This window comes from Streptomyces sp. NPDC048191 (assembly GCF_040652655.1).
Classification (GTDB): domain Bacteria; phylum Actinomycetota; class Actinomycetes; order Streptomycetales; family Streptomycetaceae; genus Streptomyces.
On sequence record NZ_JBEZMO010000014.1, the window covers coordinates 152,793 to 169,177 of the forward strand.

The following is a 16,385-nucleotide window of genomic DNA, read 5'->3' on the forward strand; positions in this document are numbered from 1 at the left end:
CCCTGGCGTGCGGCCCGGCCGAAGGCCCCTCGCAGCAGCGCCCGGAAGGCGCCCGCGGCCGGGGTCGTCTCGTCCGGTCGGTAGGCCACCGAGATCGTCCGGTGCAGGCGACCCGCCTCCAGGGGGCGTACGCCGACGGGTGTGGCCGCGGTGCGGGCCACCATCTCCAGTACGACGTCCCCGCCCAGCCCCGCGCGCACACCACGGCGTACCCGGGCGTCGGCACCCGTAGCGACGGCGTGGCGCCCACGGCGGAGAGCAGGGCCTCGATCTCCCGGCGGGCCGCATGCTGCGGTGCCTTGCCGATCAGTGGCTCTCCGGCCGGCTCCGTCAGCGGCAGCCGGGACGAGACGCTGCTCAGGGCGTGTCCCGGCGCGGTCACCAGGACCAGTTCCGCCACCAGGACGTCCTCCGGACGCACCGACGACGGCACCGGCGAGACCTCGGCCGGGTGGTAGGTGTGGGTCAGCGCCAGGCCCATCTCGCCGGCGGTCGGGAAGGTGCCGCGCCTCAGCGCGCCGCCCGTCAGGCCGGTCAGCCGCGCCAGTGCGTGCCCGGGCCCGGTCCAGCCCGTCGAGGCCCCTCCCTCCCTGCCTCGAAGGCGCGGGAGGTGCCCCCAGACCCGCGCCACCAGCACCTCGCCGGCCTCGGCCGGCCGGGCCCCGCGGTGATGACGCCCCAGCAGAGCCGTGCCCGCCCCCCGCTCCGGCTTGGCCAGCTGCTGGGACAGCGCGGGCGGGGTGTTGCCGAGCCGGTCGACGGCCCGGGTGATCGAGCCGGCCTCCGCCACGGCCACCGGCGAGCCCGCAGGGGGGCACGCGCTGCCCCGGACGCTGCTGCTCGCGGTGATCGTGTGCGCGCCGGCACTGGTGCGGTTCCAGATGGTGACGCCGCTGGTGGACCGGCTGGCCAGGTGGTTGCGCCGGCCCCGGGCCGCCCGTGGGCTCCAGGCGGGCACCGGGGTGGCGCTGACGGTGCTGGGAGCGGCCCTGCTGCTGGAGCCGCTCCTTACCTGACGTCAGGTCAGCTGACCCGGCCGTACCAGACGCTCCTGGTCCAGATCTTCTGGAGCCTCACCACGTCCCCGGTCCTCGGCGCGTGCCAGATCTTCCCGTGACCGGCGTAGATGCCGACGTGGTAGACGTACGAACCCGAGTGGAAGAACACCAGGTCACCGGCCTTGCGGCGGCCGGCGGAGATGTGGTGCGTCCTGTTGTACTGCGCGGCGGCGGTACGCGGCAGGCGCTTGCCCGCCTTCTTGAACGAGTAGAGCGTGAGCCCCGAGCAGTCGAACCTGCGCGGCCCGGTGGCCCCGTACTGGTACGGGGCGCCCTTCTTGGAGGCCGCCACCTGCAGCGCTTTCGCGGCGACGCCGGCGGCCGAGGCCTCGGTGGCGAGACCGGGGACCGTGATCGAGCCGCCGACGGCGGCGAGGGTGAGAGCCGAGGCCGTGCCGGCCCGGGCCATGAGTGACGGGACACGATTGAGCGCAGTCATGCGCAACCCTTCGTCAGCCGCCTGTGAAGGATGACCTGTCGGATTCGGGCTGGCGAAGTTGCCCGGCCGCGTTGCCGCGGCTTCACCCCAAGGGCTGCTCGGAACCTCCGGCCGTCTGCGACGTACAGACGAACGTCCGTCCCGGCGACCCGTCTTGCTCGGGTCCTCCACTCCTGCCGATCCACTCCTGTCGACCGGTCATCCGGGCGGCGGCAGGACTCGGCGTCCGCCCGGACCGCCCCGCCGCGGTGGCGGGGGCTTGTCGTCGGACAGGGATCTTCACTCATGACTGTCGGAAAATCCCAATGCATCCGGGGATTTGTGGCGTTACTCACCACTCACCCGTTCGGGTGGACAGTGTCGTGTTCGAGGCGCCGTCAGGTCCCGGTCGTAGCCCCGGACCTGGGGCGGAGCGTGTTCTTCCGGTGCGTGCGACGGCGCGGTGCGCAAGTCGGGAGGCCCGAAAAACGATCCGGATATACACCGGTCGGCGGTACGTCGTTCGGGCCGTTTCAAGTCCGGTCCGAGCGGCGGCTGTCGACAGCACGGTCCGCCCGGCCGGTTCCGGTGTCCGGATCAGCCGTCACCGTCGGGCGGGAGCGCGACGCGCGCGGCACGACGCCGGCCGTCCAGCACCCGCAAGGCCCGTGCCAGCGTGTCACCGTGCAGCTCCGTCTCGCCCCGCCGGTGCATCAACGCGAGGGCGTCACGCAGCTCTGCGGCCTTGCGCACCAGGGCCTGGGCCGCGCGCAGTCCGCGATAGGTGTCCCCGTCGTGCGCGGGATTGATGCGGCCCAGCAGGTCGACCGCCTCCAGGTAACGGTCGATCAGATCGCCCTCGGCGCGCGTCAGCGCGGGCAGCGGCGGCAACTCCGGCAGCATCGGCGGCTCACCTCGCGTCCGGTGCGCCGGGCATGCTCCGCCGGCTGAGTACGATGCCGTCCACCAGCCCGTAGTCCACGGCCGCGGGGGCGTCCAGCACCAAGTCCCGTTCCAGGTCGCGGTGGACCTGCTCGGCCGTGCGCCGGGTGTGCCGTACGAGCATCTCCTCCGTCACGGCGCGGACCCGGGTCAACTCCTCGGCCTCGATGAGCAGGTCGCTGGGCTGTCCCTGCACCGGTTCGGCCAGCTGGGGCTGGGAGATCACCAGGCGCGCTCCGGGCAGGGCGAACCGCTTGCCCGGCGTGCCGGCCGCGATCAGCAGCGCCGCCTGGGACGCGGCCTGGCCCAGGCAGTAGGTGGCCACGTCGCAACTGACGTAGCGCATCGTGTCGTAGACGGCGGTCAGTGCGCTGAACGAACCGCCGGGGGAGTTGACGTACAGCGTGATGTCCCGCTCCGGGGCGGCGTGTTCGAGGTACATGAACTGAGCCATCACGTCGTTCGCGGCCGCGTCGTCCAGCGGGGTGCCGAGGAAGACGATCCGGTCCTCGAAGAGCTTGCCGTAGGGGTCGAGCGTGCGGGCGCCGCTGCTGGTGCGCTCGGTGAACTCTGGAAGGACATGTCGGGCGGACGCTCGGGACATGGGCATACCCCTTCTCATCGCACGGCCTCGGGTTGGGCTCGGCGTCTGTAAAAAATGTACAGGACGTACATAGTGCTGGCACCTAAACGTTCTCGTCCGCATGTCGAGCCGCGATCATCACAGAGGTTGATCCGCAGGACCCCAACCGCGTCGGCCTGTGCGTGCTCAATCTCACGGGGCAGCTCGTCCACCCGCTGGCCGCCGGTGGGTGTTCGCCCGATGACGGCGGCGAGCAGGCCGGCTCCCCGGATTGCCCGGATGCCGCCACGCCCGGCAGCCCGTTCCGCTACTGCGCGTGCGGGTGGGCGGAGGCCACGCTCAAGGGCGGGACGTGGTCTGGCCGGAGCGCACGTAGTGGCCGGGATCGCGTCCACGTGGGCCCAGGTGTGGCCTCACCTGCTCGCGGACGCCCTTTGGGTGCCGCTGGCCGGGTCGGCGCACTCCCGTGCCCGCCGCGTCGCGGCCCGGCACGCGGCCGTCATCGAGGCCGCGCTCCGGGGCGCACCGCGAGGAACTGCACCTCTACGTCGGCGACAGGCCCGGCCAGGGCTGAGCCGCACACCCTCACCCCCCCCGCGACCTTCAGGGGCTTCTCGCATGTCCAGGACGACCTGGCCACTGGTGAAAGGACCCTCATGGCCCGTCCAGGCAGGAGCGTCCTGCGAGCCGGGCGCGCCGGGCACCTGCGGCCCCGCAGGGTCAGTTGGGCCTGCGGGACCGCAGGGTCCCTCCGGCCCGCTGGGCCGCACGGCCAGGCCGGCCGTGATGGGAAGGATGGCAGCCCGCCCGCGGACTGGTCGTTCACTTACGGCGGCGTGACGTACACGTGCGGCCCGGCCAGTGGGTTCGCCCGTCGGCTCCTCGGTGCGACTGAACACCAGATAAATCCGGGCCTCCGCCGTCGACGCCGACGAGGGCCTGTTCCGCGAGCCGGACTGGCCACCGAAGACGAAACCGACTGATCGAGCTGCCCCCGCTGCTTCGGCAGCGGGGGCAGTTTCGTTTTTCAGCCAGCCATTGCTCCAGTGCGCTTCGCGAACTCGCGCACCCCTTCGATTCGGGTTGGCCCGTACAGAAGGCCGGCCGTCAGCGCGCGCAGGGCGGGCCGGCGAACCTCTTGCGGTCCCTCCTGTTCGACGCGCTGCAGGGCAGCGAACGTCTGCGATGCGTCGCCGAGCGCGTTCCACATGCGTGCGATGTCGGTCCACGCCCGCGCGCGTCGCTCCGCCGTCGGCATGCGGTCGACGTCCAGCCCGGCCGCGATGTCGACGCCCTCGTCCGGGGTGCCGAGGGCGTTCAGCACGCTGATCCGGTACGCGTCCACCTGTGCGCGGGTGGCCTCCACGGTGAACAGGCCCTCCACAGCTGGCCTGCGGTCGACTTCCTCTCCGGCCTCTTCCATCAGGGCCAGCGCGGTCGTCCGGTCCTGGCCAGTGGCTGCCGAGTAAGCGCCGGTCAGGAGCAGGGTCGTACGGACCGCGGCGGTCTGGGCGTGAGCTGGGTCCAAGTCGGCGGCCTCCTTGGTGAGCAGGCTCACCGCGGCCGTGGAGCGGCCCGAGCGGCGCATGGCGATCGCCAGCTGCCGGGACGCCTCGCCGACGGCGACCGGAATGCTGCTGGAGCGTGCGGCCGACAGCGCGCGGTCGGCGGCCACCCACGCCGAGTCCGAGTGCTGCTTGTTGGCGAGTTCGGCGGCCAGCACGTAGGAGCGGGCCAGCGCCAGGTTCGCCTCGTCCCGGGCCTGGCCTTTCGATACGTCTCGGGTCGCCTCCGCTGCCGCGATCAGCGCAGGCAGTGCCTGCCCGAGGCGTGTGTACTGGGTGGCGCAGTAATCCCGGCGCGCGGCAGCGACCTGCGCGACCAGCCGAGGAAGTGGCATCGGCGCCGCCTGCGGCAGCCGGAACAGGGCCACGTCCAGATCGGGGACGCCGTGGCGGCGGCGGGGCCGGCGCCGACGAAGGCCGTCGCTCCTGCTGCCACCACTCCCGTCAGCAGCTCCCTACGACGCACCGCATCCTCCTCGTCCGGCTGGCAACCTTCGGCCACCGTAGCGATATTGCTCATGCTCGGTACGGCGGACGCACGGAGCTGGTGAGGTGGGATCCGCAGGAAGACTGCGAACCGCAGCAGGGTTGGGTAGTCGACGTGCAGTTTCCCGGACTCGATTCGGGAGACCGCCGACGCCGAGTAGCCGCAGGCCTTTCCGACTTCGGCTTGCGTGAGCCGTGCGGCGCAGCGGGCGCCGCGTAAGACTGCGCCGATCTCTTCTGCGCCCATGGGCACCTCCCCCGGGCGGGTGGTGGAGAACCTAGCGAAGCTGTCGACGCCTGGCGAGGGCGCGCGGATGCACGCCGTGTGCGTGGTCCGCACATGGCGTGCCGATCGACATCGGCTTGGCCCAGCCTGGCCTGCGGGCGGCCATGGTGGGACCGCACCCGGCAACAGCCGGGCGTCTCCTCGACCGGTCCCCAACGTGTGGCACACCCATGCCGCCGTCCGGTCATGCTCACCGGAGGCACCTATGAAGCTGCTGGTCACCGGCGGCGCCGGATTCATCGGCTCTCACTTCGTCAGGCGCATGCTCGGCGCCGGCGACATCGAACAGGTCACCGTGCTCGACGCACTGACGTACGCAGGCAGCAGGGGCAACCTCGGTCAGGCCTTCCTCAACCCGCGGCTGGAGTTCGTCGTTGGCGACGTCTGCGACGCCGCCCTGGTCGATGACCTCATGGCCCGGCACACCGCAGTCGTCCACTTCGCCGCCGAGTCCCACGTCGACCGCTCGTTCACCACGGCAGGCACGTTCGTTACCACGAACGTCATCGGCACACAGACCCTCGCGGACGCGGCCATGAGGCACGGTGTCGAGCGGTTTGTGCACGTCTCCACGGACGAGGTGTACGGGCCGCTGCTGGAAGGCGCGGCCACCGAGGACTCCCCGCTGCGGCCGACCGTGCCCTACGCCGCGTCGAAGGCCGCCAGCGACCTGGTCGCGCTCAGCTACTGGCACACGTACGGGGCGCCGGTCTGCGTCACCCGCTCCTCGAACAACTACGGGCCCTGCCAGCACCCCGAGAAGATCATCCCGCTGTTCGTGACGCGGCTCCTGCGCGGCGAGCAGGTCACCCTCCACGGCGAGGGCCAGCACATCCGTAACTGGCTGCACGTCGAGGACAACTGCGCCGGCATCGACCTCGTCCTGCGCGCGGGCGCGCCCGGCGAGGTCTACAACGTCGGCGGCGGCACCGACCTGTCCAGCAAGGACCTGACAGACAAGCTGCTGAAGATCTGCGGCGCCGACTGGGATCGCGTCACCTACATCCCCGACCGGCTGTCCAACGATCTGCGGTACGCCATGAATTGGGGCAAGCTCGCCGCCCTCGGCTACCGGCCCGAGCGCGACTTCCAGGTCGGGCTGGAGGAGACCGCCGACTGGTACCGGCGCAACGCCGACCGGTGGGCCCCGCTCTCCCGCAACTTCCTGGTCGCCGTGCCATCCCCGCGCACCGCCCCGACGTCTGTGAAGGAGCACCAGCATGCCTGAGCAGCCCCCGCGCCGGATCCTTGTCACCGGCGTCGGAGCGAACCCCGGCTTCGGCCTGGCCCGCAGCCTGCTCAGGCTCGGGCACCGGGTCGTCGCCGTCGACGCCAACCCGCTCGCCACCGGCTTCTTCCTGGACGACGTTTCGCCGTACGCCATCCCGCTCGCCACCGACCCCGACTACCCCGAGGCCATCATGGGCCTGTGCCAGGCGCTGGCCGTGGACGCGATCGTCGCCGGCATCGAGAACGACCTGCCGCCACTGCTCGACCTGCGGCCCCGCCTCGACGCCGACGGCGTACGCCTGTGGCTGCCGGACGCCAAGTCGGTGCACGACTGCATCGACAAGGCACGCTTCCACCACGTCCTGAACGAACACGGCATCCCGACGCCGCGCACCTGGGAGCCCGAAGACCTCGACCTGGTACCCGCCGGCACCGAGCTGGTCGTCAAGCCGCGCGGCGGCCACGGCGGCCAGGGCGTGCACATGGTGACGTCACTGCGGCACGCCCGCGTGCTGTGCGAGCTGGTCCCCGGCGCGATCGTCCAGGAACGCGGCCGGGGAACCGAGTTCACCGCTGACTGCCTCGTGGACCGCGAAGGGAAGGCTTCGGTAGTCCTGCGCCGCCGCGACCTGGTGAAGGCCGGCTGCGTCGCCGTCTCCAGCACGTTCGAGGACCAGGCCGTCCACGACCTGGTGTTGGACACGCTGCGCGCTGTCCGCGCCCAGGGGCTGTGCTGCGTGCAGGGGTTCAGCACCGACGACGGCCGGGTCTCGATCACCGAGCTGAACGTCCGCCTCGCCGGAGGCTACGCGCTGACCGAGTCGGCCGGCGCGGACCTGATCGGCCAGATGGTCAACGGCCTGTTCGGTCTGCCGGTCGACCACGACCAGCTCACCTACCGCACCGGCGTGTTCCTCACGAACTACCTGGAGACGCTGCGCGTCGGCGATGTCGCCGAGCTGGACGTCGCAGCCGCTCCGAAGGGAGCCGTCGCATGACCACCACCGTCAGGCCCGACGCCGGACGCAACAACACGCCGTACCTGTACGGCGGCGAGGCCGCCGCGGTCGCCCGCGTGCTGGAGGGCGGCCAGTACGGGCACAGCGAGGTCACCGAAGAGTTCGAGCGGCGCATCGCCCAATTCCTCGGCGTCCGTGACGCCGTCGCCGTCATGTCCGGCACCGCGGCCCTGCACACCGCGCTGCTCGCCGCCGGGGTCGGCCCTGGTCATGAGGTGGTCGTGCCGTCCATGACGTTCTGCGCGAGCGTCCAAGCGATCCTCGCCGTCGGCGCCACGCCCCACTTCGTGGACATCGACCCGGCCACGCTGTGCGTCACCGACCAGCTCGTCATTGACGCTCTCACCGACCGCACCCGCGCCGTGATGCCGGTCCTGTTCGGCGGCCGGGCCATCGACCTCAACCCGATCCGCAAGGAGCTGGACGCGCGGCGCATCAGCATCATCGAGGACGCCGCGCACGCCTTCGGCTCCCGCAATGGCTCCCGCCGCGTCGGCGCAACCGGAGACCTCACCTGCTTCAGCTTCGGCCCGATCAAGAACCTGACCTGCGGGCAGGGCGGCATCGTCATCCCGCGCACCCGCGTCGAAGCCGACACGCTCCGCCGCCTGCGGATGCTCGGCGTCGTCCAGTCCCAGGCCGAACGCGGCCGGACGACCAGCTACCAGGTGGACGGCTTCGGGCTGCGCTACCAGATGTCCGGCATCAACGCCGCCATCGGCCTGGCTCAGCTCAACCACGTCGACAAGGCGGAGACGACCCGCCGCATCCTGTGGCGGGCCTACCGGCGGGCCCTCGCCGGACTGGACGGCGTGCGCCTGGTCGACGTCGACCCCGACCGCTCCGTGCCGCACCTGTGCCAGGTCCTCATCCCGGGCCGGGACGAGGTCCACGCGCAGATGAAGGCCCGCAGCATCGGCGTCGGCGTCCACTACCCGCCCAACCACCTGCAGCCGGCCTTCGCCGAGTGGCGGCGCGACTTGCCCGCCACCGAGCGAGCCGGCCGCGAAGTGCTGACGCTGCCGTTCCACCAGCACCTCACAGAGAACGACATCGACCAGGTCGTCACCGTCCTCGGCGAGGCCCTCAAGACCGTGGGAGCCGCATCGTGCGCAAAGTCCTGACCGTCTGTCTCGGCAACTACTGCCGGTCGCCGTTCGCCGCCGCGGCGCTCGCCCGTCGGGGCGCCGGCGAACTCGAGGCCCGCTCCGCCGGACTGATCGGGAAGTGGGAAGGCGAACCCGCCAACGAGCAGATGATCGAGGCCGCGCGGCGGCTCGGCCTCGACCTCGCCGGCCACCGCGCCCAGCAGCTCACCCGGGAGATGCTCGGCTGGGCCGACAGTGTCCTCGCGATGGACGCCTCCGTGCTCGAAGTCCTCCGCGAGATCGCCGACGACGACGTTCAGCCCAAACTCCGCCTGTACCTGAACGACCGCGACGTTCCCGACCCGATGGGCAAGGACCAGCAGGCGTTCAACTCGTGCGCCGTACTCATTGAGGCAGGGACGGCTCTCCACGTCGGCCAGCACCAGCAGTGACCGGCTGCCCCTGTGCGGCGGCCAGGATCTCGTCCACGAGCCTGTCCGCCGCGTCCGGGCGGCCGTACGCACGGGCCCGCTCCGCCATTGCCTGCCGCAGCTGGGCATCGGCCAGGAGCGGGCCCACCGCCGTCTGCAGCCCGGCCGCCGTCACCTCGCCGGTCAGCGCGACCGCCGCCCCGGCCTGCTCCAGATGCCGCGCGTTGTGGACCTGCTCGTTACCCGCCGACGACGCCAGCGGCACGAACACTGCGGGCTTGCCGAGCGCGGTCAGCTCCGCCAGCGTCCCGGCGCCGCTGCGCGACACCACGACGTCGGCGAGGGCCAGGACGTCGGGCAGCTCGCCGCTGACGAACCCGGCCAGGTGATAGCGGGCCGCCAGCTCGGCCGGAAGCCCAGCCGCCCCCGCCCGCATGGCCGCCTCGTTGGCCGGGCCGCACTGGTGGATGACGTTCGCCCGCTGCAGCAGCCACTGCGCCGACTCGCCGACCAGCTCATTGATCTGCTGCGAACCCTGCGCCCCACCGGTTACGTACACCGTCGGCAGCCGCCGGTCGAAACCCCACAACCCCAGCGCCTGTACAGCCCGCTCAGCCTGTCCGGACAGCACCTCGGGCCGCACCGGATTCCCCGTCACCACGGCGATCGCCCGCGCCGACTCCGACAACAGCGGCAGCGTCGACTCCGACGACACGCAGATCCGCGCCGCCGACGCCGCCAGCCTCCGGTTCGCCAGACCCAGCCGCACCGTCTGCTCGTGCAGCACGAGCGGCCGGTGGCACATCCGCGCCGCCAGCCCAGCCGGGACCGCCACGTAGCCACCCGTAGCCAGCACCACATCCGGTCGGAACTGGTCGATGGCCCTGCGGGCCTGGAGCACGCCGAGCGGCACCCGGGCCATGTCCTTGACGTTCGCCGGGGATGCCAGCTTGAGCGGGTTCTTCGAGCGGCGGATCTTGCCGGTCGCCACCGTCGTGAAGGCGAGGCCCTCGGCCGGGGCGACACGAGCCTCCAGGCCATCAGCCGTGCCGATCCACAGCACCTCGAGCGGCCGCCCCTCGGCAGCGAGCCGAGCCTGCAGCGTGCGCACTGCGGTGAGCGCGGGGTAGGTGTGTCCACCGGTCCCGCCGCCCGTGACGACGAGACGGAAAGCGGCGCTGTTCATCTGGGACGGCTCCAAAGTCCGGCGGTGATCAGACGAGCCGCCACAGTAGCGCGGGCCCCGTGACAGAAGGACCAGGCCGACGCTGGCGGCTGGAAGTGATCGGATTACGCGGCTGTGACGACCTTGCTGCGCATTGCCTCTGCCCACTCGGCGACGAGCCGCTGGTACGTGGGCCTGTCCTCGGGTTTCAGGTGCCCGCCGGCGCGGAGCATGAGCGCGCGGATGTCCTGGTTGACCGTGGCAGCAGACCGCACGGGATCGCAGGGGCTGGATCCTGGGGACATGAATCCAGGCTACGGGGCCGCACTGACAATCAGGCTCCGATGGCCGCCAATGCGTGCTCAGTATCCGACAGCCCCTCGAGCACGATGTCGGCGCCCGCGTACCGCAGTTCAGTCGTTGGAGTGCGGCCTGTGGCCACCGCGACCACCCGGACGCCAGCCGCCTGGCCGCCGGCCACGTCGGCTGGGGTGTCGCCGAGGAAGACGGTCTTCTCCGGGGCGACCTCGGCATGCGCGAGGGCGGCGCGGAGCAGCTCGGGGCGGCGTTCGCCGTCTTCTGCGTATGCGCCACAGTCCAAGTTCAGGTAGCTGTCCAGGCCGAACACGGCCAGCTTGACCTCGGCTGCCGCGCGCACGTTGCCGGTGACGACGGACTGGCGCACTCCGCGGTCCGCGAGCGCGGCGAGGACCGCGGCAGCCCCGGGAGCGCGTGCCCGCCCTGCCTGGAGGACCGGAAACCTCCGGCGGGGCGGGCTTTTGCCAGGCATATGTCAAGCATGCGGGAACGGATGTTCGAAGATCTGGGTAATGTCAGTCCGCACGGCCCCGGCGAGTGTAGGACCGGAAACCTCCCTAGCCGGGGCCTGTGCCATGTCTGGGCAGCGCCTTCCGGCGGGCTGCCATCTCGCACATAGCTCACAGTCCCTGCGTGAGACGACGGTCAAGGCGCGCCCCGACTGCTCCCTTCTGGCGATTCCACGGGCCCCTTGGACACCATGGACGCTCCGTAAGCTAGTGGTATGGCCTACGAGATTCCGGTGACTCAAGCCAGGGCTGAGCTCGCCGACCTGATCAACCGGGTGGTGTACGGCGGTGAGCGCGTCGTGGTGACCCGCCATGGGAAACCACTGGTCGCGCTCGTCTCGGCCGCCGATCTGGACCGGCTGGACGCGCTCGACAAGGCGGCGGACGAGCAGGTCATCAGCTCGGTCTCGGGCGTCCACGAGGCCGGTTCCGCCGCCCGCGAACAGCGGCGCTTCGGGCTCGCCGCCGAACATCGCCGACCCGGCGAGTCCTGACCCGCGCGGGTATCGGCGGTCCCATCGCGCGGTCATCGGTGGATCAAGGTCTGTTTAACGTCGTTGAAACTCCGGCGAACTAGCCTGCCGATCCACGCCATCAGGGGTTTGTCTGCCTGGATTGACGGCGATTCGGTGGATTTTGTATGCGTGTTACATGTATCCCCGTCGTGGTGGCTGCGGCAGCCGGACCCCGCACGGTCCGGAGCGAGGACTGTGAGGTGGGACGTGCAACTGACCCCGCACGAGCAAGAGAGGCTGCTGATCCATGTGGCGGCCGACGTCGCCGAGAAGCGCCGGGCCCGCGGGCTCAGGCTCAACCACCCGGAAGCGGTCGCCCTCATCACGTCGCACGTCCTCGAGGGCGCGCGTGACGGCCGTACGGTCGCCGAGCTGATGTCCTCCGGCCGCAAGCTCCTGACCCGGGACGACGTCATGGACGGGGTCCCGGAGATGATCCACGACGTGCAGGTGGAGGCCACCTTCCCGGACGGCACCAAGCTCGTCACCGTCCACGAGCCGATCATCTGAGGGGCCGCGATGATTCCCGGAGAGATCCTGTTCGCGGACGGCCCAGTCCTCGTCAACGAGGGCCGCGAGGTCACCCGGCTGACCGTCCTCAACGCCGCCGACCGGCCCGTCCAGATCGGCTCCCACTACCACTTCGCCGAGGCCAACCCCGGCCTGGAGTTCGACCGTGCCGCGGCCCGCGGCAAGCGGCTGAACGTCGCCGCGGGCACCGCCGTGCGCTTCGAGCCGGGCATCCCCGTCGAGGTCGAACTGGTGCCCCTCACGGGCGCCCGTGTCGTGCCCGGCCTGCGGGGCGAGACGGGAGGCGCCCTCGATGCCTGAGATCTCCCGCGGCGCCTACGCCGACCTGTTCGGGCCGACCACCGGTGACCGCATCCGGCTCGCCGACACCGACCTGCTGATCGAGATCGAGGAGGACCGCTCCGGCGGCCCCGGAACCTCCGGCGACGAGGCGGTCTTCGGCGGCGGCAAGGTCATCCGCGAGTCCATGGGCCAGTCCCGCGCCACCCGTGCCGACGGCACCCCCGACACCGTGATCACCGGTGCGGTCGTCGTCGACCACTGGGGCGTCGTCAAGGCCGACGTCGGCATCCGCGACGGCCGGATCACCGCCCTCGGCAAGGCCGGCAACCCCGACACCATGGACGGTGTCCACCCCGGCCTGGTCATCGGCCCCGAGACCGAGATCATCGCCGGCAACGGGCGGATCCTCACCGCCGGCGCCATCGACGCGCACGTCCACTTCATCTGCCCGCAGATCGCCGACGAGGCGCTGGCCTCCGGCGTCACCACGCTGGTCGGCGGCGGCACCGGCCCCGCCGAGGGCTCCAAGGCCACCACCGTCACGCCCGGCCCCTGGCACCTGGCCCGGATGTTCGAGGCCATGGAGGCCTACCCGGTCAACGTCGGACTCCTCGGCAAGGGCAACACCGTCTCCCACGAGGCGATGCTCTCCCAGATCCGCGGCGGGGCGGCCGGCCTGAAACTGCACGAGGACTGGGGGTCCACCCCGGCCGTCATCGACGCCGCGCTGACCGTCGCCGACCGCACCGGCATCCAGGTCGCCATCCACACGGACACCCTCAACGAGGCCGGCTTCGTCGGCGACACCCTCGCCGCGATCGCGGGCCGGGGCATCCACTCGTACCACACCGAGGGAGCCGGCGGCGGGCACGCGCCCGACATCATGACCGTGGTCTCGCAGCCCAACGTGCTGCCCAGCTCCACCAACCCGACCCGGCCGTTCACCGTCAACACCGCCGAGGAACACCTCGACATGCTGATGGTGTGCCACCACCTCAACCCGGCGGTGCCCGAGGACCTGGCGTTCGCCGAGTCCAGGATCCGGCCGTCCACCATCGGCGCGGAGGACATCCTCCACGACCTCGGCGCGATCTCGATCATCTCCTCCGACTCCCAGGCCATGGGCCGCGTCGGCGAGGTGATCCTGCGCACCTGGCAGACCGCGCATGTGATGAAGCGCAGGCGCGGGGCCCTGCCCGGTGACGGACGCGCCGACAACCATCGCGTTCGTCGCTATGTCGCCAAGTACACGATCAACCCGGCGCTCGCCCAGGGCCTCGCCGCCGAGATCGGCTCCGTGGAGACCGGCAAGCTCGCCGACCTCGTGCTGTGGGAGCCGGCGTTCTTCGGGGTCAAACCCCACCTCGTGCTCAAGGGCGGACAGATCGCCTACGCGCAGATGGGTGACGCCAACGCCTCCATCCCCACCCCGCAGCCGGTGCTGCCCCGCCCGATGTACGGCGCGATCGGCCGTGCCCCCGCGGCCAACTCCGTCAACTTCGTGGCCCCGTCGGCGATCGAGGACGGGCTGCCGGAGCGGCTCGGGCTCGGCAAGCGGTTCACGGCGATCGCGTCCACGCGGGCCGTGACCAAGGCCGACATGCGCGAGAACGACGCCCGGCCGGACGTCCGGATCGACCCCGACAGCTTCGCCGTGCACATCGACGGCGAACTGGTGGAGGCGGCGCCCGCTGTTGAACTGCCCATGGCCCAGCGTTACTTCCTCTTCTGATGGTGTTCTGATGTCACGGGCAGCACTTCTCGTCCTGGCCGACGGCCGCTTCCCCGCCGGAGGGCACGCGCACTCCGGCGGGGCGGAGGCCGCCGTCAAGGCGGGCCGGATCACCTCCGCCGCGAGCCTGGAGGACTTCTGCCGCGGCCGGCTGCACACCGCGGGACTGGTCGCGGGGGCGCTGGCGGCCGCCGCCGTACTCGGCGTGGATGCCGGGGAACTGGACGCGGCGGCGGACGCCCGTACGCCGTCCCCCGCCCTGCGAGCCGCTGCGCGCCGTCTCGGCCGGCAGTTGCTGCGGGCGGCGCGGGCGAGCTGGCCGTCGCCCGAACTCGACGCGCTGGCACGGCGGTTCCCCAAGGGTGCCCACCAGCCGGTGGTGCTCGGGCTGGCCGCGCGGGCGGCCGGGCTGGGGCCGGACGACGCCGCGTACTGCGCGGCGTACGAGAGTGTGAGCGGGCCGGCGACGGCGACCGTACGGCTGCTGAGCCTCGACCCGTTCGACGCGACCGGCGTACTGGCCCGGCTCGCGCCGGAGGTGGACCGCGTCGCGGACACGGGGGTGGAAGCGGCGCGGAGGGTGCTCGACGAGGGCGTCGACGCGCTGCCGGCCGCGTCGGGACCCCTGCTGGAGGTCGGCGCGCAGTGGCATGCGGCCTGGCCCGTGCGGCTGTTCGCCTCCTGAGCCCGGCGCCGGGCCCCACACAACGTGTCAGACATTGGAGCCGTACATGCACCTCGACCACACCCACTCCGGCCCCGCCGCCCTCAGCGCGGACGCCCACCGGCCCGACGGCTCGCGCCGTGCCCTGCGCATCGGGCTCGGCGGGCCCGTCGGGTCCGGGAAGACCGCGACCGTCGCCGCGCTCTGCCGGGCGCTGCGCGACGAGTTCTCGCTGGCCGTCGTCACCAACGACATCTACACCCGTGAGGACGCCGAGTTCCTGCTCCGGGAGGCCGTGCTGCCGCCCGAGCGGATCACGGCCGTGGAGACGGGCGCCTGCCCGCACACCGCGATCCGTGACGACATCTCCGCCAACCTCGAAGCCGTGGAGGACCTGGAGGACGCCGTCGGTCCGCTGGATCTGATCCTCGTCGAGTCCGGCGGCGACAACCTCACCGCGACCTTCTCCAAGGGGCTCGTGGACGCGCAGGTCTTCGTGATCGACGTGGCCGGCGGCGACGACATCCCGCGCAAGGGCGGGCCCGGCGTCACCACCGCCGACCTCCTCGTCGTCAACAAGACCGACCTCGCGCCCCACGTCGGCTCCGACCTCACCCGGATGGCCGCCGACGCCAAAGCCCAGCGGGCCGAACTCCCCGTGGTCTTCCAGTCGTTGCGCGGCGAGCGGGGAGTCGCCGACGTGTCCGCCTGGGTGCGCGAGCGGCTCGCCGCGTGGACCGCGTGACAGCGGCCGGGGTCCGGGCGGACGCTCGGATCGTGGCCCGCGCCGACGGCCGGGGCGGCACCGCGCTGCCCGTGCTGGACGGCGACGGTCCGCTGGCCCTGCGCCGTACCCGGTCCGGCGGCCCCGAGGCGAGGGTCATGGTCGTCGGTGCGATGAGCGGCCCGCTCGGCGGCGACCGCTTCTCCCTCACCGCGAGCGTGGCGGAGGGCGCCCGGCTGCACGTCGGTTCGGCCGCCGCCACCCTCGCCCTGCCCGGCCAGTCCAAGGGCGAGGCCCGCTACCACGTACGGCTGGAGGTGGCCGACGACGCCGAACTGCACTGGCTCCCCGAACAGCTGATCTCGGCCCGGGGCAGCGACCTGCAGGTCACCACCCGGGCCGAACTCGCCGCCGGTGCCCGGCTCGTGCTGCGCGAGGAGCAGGTGCTCGGGCGGGTGGGGGAGGAACCCGGTCGGCTCAGCAGCCGGCTGACCGTACGGGTCGCGGCCCGGACAGTGCTGGACCAGGAACTGGCCTGTGGGCCCGGGGCGCCGGGCGGCTGGGACGGGCCGGCGGTGCTGGCGGGGCACCGGGCGGTGGGTCAGCTGGTCGTCGTACGCCCCGAGTTCGCGGAGCAGCCGGTCGAGCCCCGGATGCTGGACGAGTGCGCCGCCCTGATACCGCTTGCCGGCCCGGCAGCACTGGTCAGCGCCGTGGCGCCGGACGCGCTGCGGCTACGGCGACTCCTGGACGAGGCACTGGGACGGCTCAGCTGAAGCGGGGTGGTGGGCAGGGGGGCGAACGGGGAGGCCGTGATCAGCCTGGATCGAGGCGCGACT

The 16,385-nt window shown here is 71.9% G+C and carries 19 protein-coding genes, 2 pseudogenes and 1 riboswitch; of the genes and pseudogenes, 12 read left to right on the forward strand and 9 right to left on the reverse strand.

Features of this window, described 5'->3' with window-relative positions; translation table 11 throughout:
• Positions 1–8 precede the first annotated feature (8 nt).
• Positions 9–850 (reverse strand): annotated as a pseudogene (locus AB0D93_RS23285) (LysR family transcriptional regulator); the annotation flags it as partial.
• On the opposite strand from AB0D93_RS23285, the pseudogene AB0D93_RS23290 reads away from it, so the two are divergent.
• A pseudogene (locus AB0D93_RS23290) lies at positions 822–1,016 on the forward strand (LysE family translocator); the annotation flags it as partial. The pseudogenes AB0D93_RS23285 and AB0D93_RS23290 sit on opposite strands and share 29 nt — an antisense overlap.
• 7 nt (positions 1,017–1,023) lie before the next feature.
• Here AB0D93_RS23290 and AB0D93_RS23295 read toward each other — a convergent pair.
• The 5 genes from AB0D93_RS23295 to AB0D93_RS23315 form a co-directional block, all read right to left on the reverse strand.
• Positions 1,024–1,497, reverse strand: coding sequence for a C40 family peptidase (locus tag AB0D93_RS23295; protein WP_362122213.1), 474 nt, complete (start codon positions 1,495–1,497; stop codon positions 1,024–1,026).
• Positions 1,498–1,499: 2 nt separating this feature from the next.
• A riboswitch (cyclic di-AMP (ydaO/yuaA leader) is annotated at positions 1,500–1,638 on the reverse strand.
• A 435-nt stretch (positions 1,639–2,073) separates the two neighbouring features.
• The gene (locus AB0D93_RS23300) at positions 2,074–2,379 is read right to left on the reverse strand and encodes a hypothetical protein (RefSeq protein WP_362122215.1); all 306 of its coding nucleotides are present in this window, start codon (positions 2,377–2,379) and stop codon (positions 2,074–2,076) included.
• Positions 2,380–2,386: 7 nt separating this feature from the next.
• Positions 2,387–3,022, reverse strand: coding sequence for an ATP-dependent Clp protease proteolytic subunit (locus tag AB0D93_RS23305; protein WP_362122217.1), 636 nt, complete (start codon positions 3,020–3,022; stop codon positions 2,387–2,389).
• A gap of 1,006 nt (positions 3,023–4,028) precedes the next feature.
• Entirely contained in the window at positions 4,029–4,901 is an 873-nt protein-coding gene (locus AB0D93_RS23310; RefSeq protein ID WP_362122219.1) for an XRE family transcriptional regulator, read from the reverse strand.
• Positions 4,805–5,578, reverse strand: coding sequence for a helix-turn-helix transcriptional regulator (locus AB0D93_RS23315; RefSeq protein WP_362122221.1), 774 nt, complete (start codon positions 5,576–5,578; stop codon positions 4,805–4,807). Before AB0D93_RS23315 ends, AB0D93_RS23310 begins: the two co-directional genes overlap by 97 nt.
• Here AB0D93_RS23315 and rfbB point away from each other — a divergent pair.
• The 4 genes from rfbB to AB0D93_RS23335 are packed head-to-tail and all read left to right on the forward strand — an operon-like array spanning position 5,544 to position 9,127.
• Positions 5,544–6,566, forward strand: coding sequence for a dTDP-glucose 4,6-dehydratase (rfbB, locus tag AB0D93_RS23320; protein ID WP_362122223.1), 1,023 nt, complete (start codon positions 5,544–5,546; stop codon positions 6,564–6,566). The two genes, AB0D93_RS23315 and rfbB, sit on opposite strands and share 35 nt — an antisense overlap.
• On the forward strand, positions 6,559–7,566 hold the full coding sequence (locus AB0D93_RS23325) for an ATP-grasp domain-containing protein (RefSeq protein WP_362122225.1): 1,008 nt from the start codon (positions 6,559–6,561) through the stop codon (positions 7,564–7,566). Before rfbB ends, AB0D93_RS23325 begins: the two co-directional genes overlap by 8 nt.
• Positions 7,563–8,711 carry a DegT/DnrJ/EryC1/StrS family aminotransferase gene (locus tag AB0D93_RS23330; protein ID WP_362122227.1) on the forward strand — a complete coding sequence of 383 codons (1,149 nt, stop codon included), beginning with the start codon at positions 7,563–7,565 and terminating at the stop codon, positions 8,709–8,711. The genes AB0D93_RS23325 and AB0D93_RS23330 overlap by 4 nt, the downstream gene beginning before the upstream one ends.
• On the forward strand, positions 8,696–9,127 hold the full coding sequence (locus tag AB0D93_RS23335) for a low molecular weight phosphotyrosine protein phosphatase (RefSeq protein WP_362122229.1): 432 nt from the start codon (positions 8,696–8,698) through the stop codon (positions 9,125–9,127). Before AB0D93_RS23330 ends, AB0D93_RS23335 begins: the two co-directional genes overlap by 16 nt.
• Here the strand turns inward: AB0D93_RS23335 and AB0D93_RS23340 are convergent.
• The 3 genes from AB0D93_RS23340 to AB0D93_RS23350 all read right to left on the reverse strand — a co-directional run bounded on the left by AB0D93_RS23340 (position 9,081) and on the right by AB0D93_RS23350 (position 11,061).
• Positions 9,081–10,292 carry a UDP-N-acetylglucosamine--N-acetylmuramyl-(pentapeptide) pyrophosphoryl-undecaprenol N-acetylglucosamine transferase gene (locus tag AB0D93_RS23340; RefSeq protein WP_362122231.1) on the reverse strand — a complete coding sequence of 404 codons (1,212 nt, stop codon included), beginning with the start codon at positions 10,290–10,292 and terminating at the stop codon, positions 9,081–9,083. The genes AB0D93_RS23335 and AB0D93_RS23340 overlap by 47 nt on opposite strands.
• 104 nt (positions 10,293–10,396) lie before the next feature.
• Entirely contained in the window at positions 10,397–10,576 is a 180-nt protein-coding gene (locus tag AB0D93_RS23345; protein ID WP_362122233.1) for a hypothetical protein, read from the reverse strand.
• Positions 10,577–10,605: 29 nt separating this feature from the next.
• Positions 10,606–11,061, reverse strand: coding sequence for an HAD hydrolase-like protein (locus tag AB0D93_RS23350; protein WP_362122235.1), 456 nt, complete (start codon positions 11,059–11,061; stop codon positions 10,606–10,608).
• 252 nt (positions 11,062–11,313) lie between these two features.
• Here AB0D93_RS23350 and AB0D93_RS23355 point away from each other — a divergent pair, with 252 nt between their 5' ends.
• From AB0D93_RS23355 to AB0D93_RS23385, 7 genes are all read left to right on the forward strand, one after another.
• Positions 11,314–11,592: a type II toxin-antitoxin system Phd/YefM family antitoxin gene (locus tag AB0D93_RS23355; protein ID WP_362122237.1), complete on the forward strand. Its 279-nt coding sequence runs from the start codon at positions 11,314–11,316 to the stop codon at positions 11,590–11,592.
• Between the two features lie 228 nt (positions 11,593–11,820).
• On the forward strand, positions 11,821–12,123 hold the full coding sequence (locus AB0D93_RS23360) for an urease subunit gamma (protein ID WP_362122239.1): 303 nt from the start codon (positions 11,821–11,823) through the stop codon (positions 12,121–12,123).
• 9 nt (positions 12,124–12,132) lie between these two features.
• Positions 12,133–12,444, forward strand: coding sequence for an urease subunit beta (locus tag AB0D93_RS23365; RefSeq protein WP_362122241.1), 312 nt, complete (start codon positions 12,133–12,135; stop codon positions 12,442–12,444).
• Positions 12,437–14,158 (forward strand): urease subunit alpha, encoded by a 1,722-nt coding sequence (locus AB0D93_RS23370; RefSeq protein ID WP_362122243.1) that lies wholly within the window; start codon positions 12,437–12,439, stop codon positions 14,156–14,158. The genes AB0D93_RS23365 and AB0D93_RS23370 overlap by 8 nt, the downstream gene beginning before the upstream one ends.
• A gap of 10 nt (positions 14,159–14,168) precedes the next feature.
• Positions 14,169–14,843, forward strand: coding sequence for an urease accessory UreF family protein (locus tag AB0D93_RS23375; protein WP_362122245.1), 675 nt, complete (start codon positions 14,169–14,171; stop codon positions 14,841–14,843).
• A 46-nt stretch (positions 14,844–14,889) separates the two neighbouring features.
• A complete protein-coding gene (gene ureG, locus AB0D93_RS23380; protein ID WP_362122247.1) occupies positions 14,890–15,567 on the forward strand; it encodes an urease accessory protein UreG in 678 nt (225 codons plus the stop codon).
• Positions 15,564–16,322, forward strand: a complete 759-nt coding sequence (locus tag AB0D93_RS23385; RefSeq protein ID WP_362122353.1) for an urease accessory protein UreD — start codon at positions 15,564–15,566, stop codon at positions 16,320–16,322. The genes ureG and AB0D93_RS23385 overlap by 4 nt, the downstream gene beginning before the upstream one ends.
• Positions 16,323–16,385 lie beyond the last annotated feature (63 nt).